Below are 2052 nucleotides of genomic sequence, written 5' to 3'. Positions count from 1 at the left end.
AGCCAGGACACCAAGACCTATCTCGGCCTTGCCGGCGATACCGGTTTCAACGCCGCCATGATCAAGCTCGCCTTTGGCGACAAGGCGGACCATTCGCGCATCCGCGCTGCGCAGGCGCCTGGCGGATCCGGCGCGCTCAGGCTGGTGGCCGAGCTTCTGCAACGCACGCGCGCCGGCGCGACCGTGTGGCTGTCCGACCCGACCTGGCCGAACCATCCGCCGGTGATGCGCGCCGCCGGCCTCAAGGTTCGCGACTATCCCTATTTCGATGCCGCTTCCGGCGCCGTCCGCTTCGACGAGATGCTGGCGGCGCTCAGGACGGCCAACAGCGGCGATGTCGTGCTGCTGCATGGCTGCTGCCACAACCCGACCGGCGCCAATCTCGATGCCGCGCAATGGGCCAAGGTTGCCGACGTGTTGCTGGAGCGCGGCCTGCTGCCTTTCGTCGACATCGCCTATCAGGGGTTTGGCGAGGGCCTCGACGCCGATGCCGCCGGCCTGCGGCTGCTGGCCGGCAAGGCGCCGGAGATGGTCATCGCCTCGAGCTGCTCGAAGAATTTCGCCGTCTATCGCGACCGCGTGGGCGCGGCGATGATCATGGCCAAGGACGGCGCCCAGGCCGACGTGGCGATGAGCCAAATGCTGGCGGCGGCGCGCGCGCTGTATTCGATGCCGCCGGATCACGGCGCGGCGGCCGTGCGCATGGTGCTCGAAGACGCTGCCCTGAGGAAGGACTGGGAAACGGAGCTCGAGGAGATGCGGCTGCGCATGCTGAGGCTCCGCGTCGGTTTCGCCGACGCACTCAGGCGTCAGTCCAACTCCGATCGCTTCGATTTCGTCGCCAGCCATCGGGGCATGTTCTCCCGCCTCGGGCTGACCGAGGCGCAGGTCGAACGCCTGCGCACCGAGCACGCCGTCTACATGGTCGGCGACAGCCGCATCAACGTCGCCGGCCTGCCGGAGGACGGCATGGACGATCTCGCCAAGGCGATCGTCTCGGTGCTCGACTAGAGCGCAACTGTGGACAATAGGCTTTTGCCGGCCGACGGGATTGGTCGCCCGCCACGCTGCGCGCTAGGGTTTGCAGGATGAAACCCTCGAAAGACATTTCCCGGCTGATCGAGATCATGGCGGCGCTCAGGGCGCCGAAGACCGGCTGCCCGTGGGACATCGAGCAGAATTTCTCGACCATCGCGCCCTACACGATCGAGGAGGCCTATGAGGTGGCCGACGCGATCGCGCGCGGCGATTTCGACGATCTGCGCGAGGAACTGGGCGACTTGCTGCTGCAGGTCGTCTATCACGCGCAGATGGCCGAGGAGATCGGCGAGTTCGCCTTCGGCGATGTCGTCGAGGCCATCACCACCAAGATGATCCGCCGTCATCCGCATGTCTTCGGCGACGAGAAGGCGCGTAGCGCCGGCATGGCCAAGGGCATGTGGGAGAAGATCAAGGCTGAGGAGAAGGCTGAAAAGCGCAGTGCCCGCATCGCGCGCGGGCTCGATCCGGAAGATCACGGCAAGGGCTATCTCGACGGCGTTCCGGTCGCGCTCCCTGCCCTGACGCGCGCCCTGAAGCTGCAGGAGAAAGCAGCGCGCGTCGGCTTCGACTGGAGCGAGGCAGCCCCCATCCTCGACAAGATCGAGGAAGAGATCGGCGAGTTGCGGGAAGCGCTTGCCACCGGTGACGCGGCTCCGATCAAGGACGAGTTCGGCGACATGTTGTTTGCCGTCGTCAATCTCGGCCGCCACCTCAAGCTCGATTCGGAAGCGGCGCTCAGCGGCACAAACGAAAAGTTCCGCTCGCGCTTCCACTATGTCGAGCAGGCCCTGGCGGCTTCGGGCGGCTCGCTGGAGAAGGCGACGCTCGACGAAATGGAAGCGCTCTGGCAGCAGGCCAAAAGCGTCAAATAAACAGCCGGTTAGCTGACGCTCTTGCGGTGCAGGCGGCTCTCGATTTCCTGCCGGGCGCTGTGCGTGGCCGTTAGCGAAAGGGTGACGCTGCCGTCTTCATTGTCGGCGCGCGAAACGACGTCGCCGTTACGGTATAGCC

General features: G+C 65.9%; 3 protein-coding genes. 2 read left to right on the top strand and 1 reads right to left on the bottom strand.

The genetic code is table 11. The features are described 5' to 3' along the window. Together EOD07_RS32315 and mazG are read left to right on the top strand one after the other, a co-directional pair. Window positions 1–1011, top strand: a 1011-nt coding sequence (locus EOD07_RS32315) for an amino acid aminotransferase (RefSeq protein WP_164772752.1), incomplete at its 5' end; no start/stop codon positions are given. A gap of 77 nt (window positions 1012–1088) precedes the next feature. Continuing rightward, complete coding sequence (gene mazG / locus EOD07_RS32310) at window positions 1089–1913, top strand: nucleoside triphosphate pyrophosphohydrolase (protein WP_127238138.1); 825 nt, start codon at window positions 1089–1091, stop codon at window positions 1911–1913. Between the two features lie 8 nt (window positions 1914–1921). Here the strand turns inward: mazG and EOD07_RS38815 are convergent. After that, window positions 1922–2052: hypothetical protein (locus tag EOD07_RS38815; RefSeq protein ID WP_245470577.1), on the bottom strand; the 131-nt coding region annotated here is incomplete at its 5' end.

This window comes from Mesorhizobium sp. M2C.T.Ca.TU.002.02.1.1, assembly GCF_003997225.1.
This window is presented reverse-complemented; position numbering and strand designations above follow the sequence as displayed.

Excerpts from the sequence above, each read along its gene's own strand:
- mazG (WP_127238138.1), top strand. The coding sequence starts at position 1,089 with ATGAAACCCTCGAAAGACATTTCCCGGCTGATCGAGATCATGGCGGCG.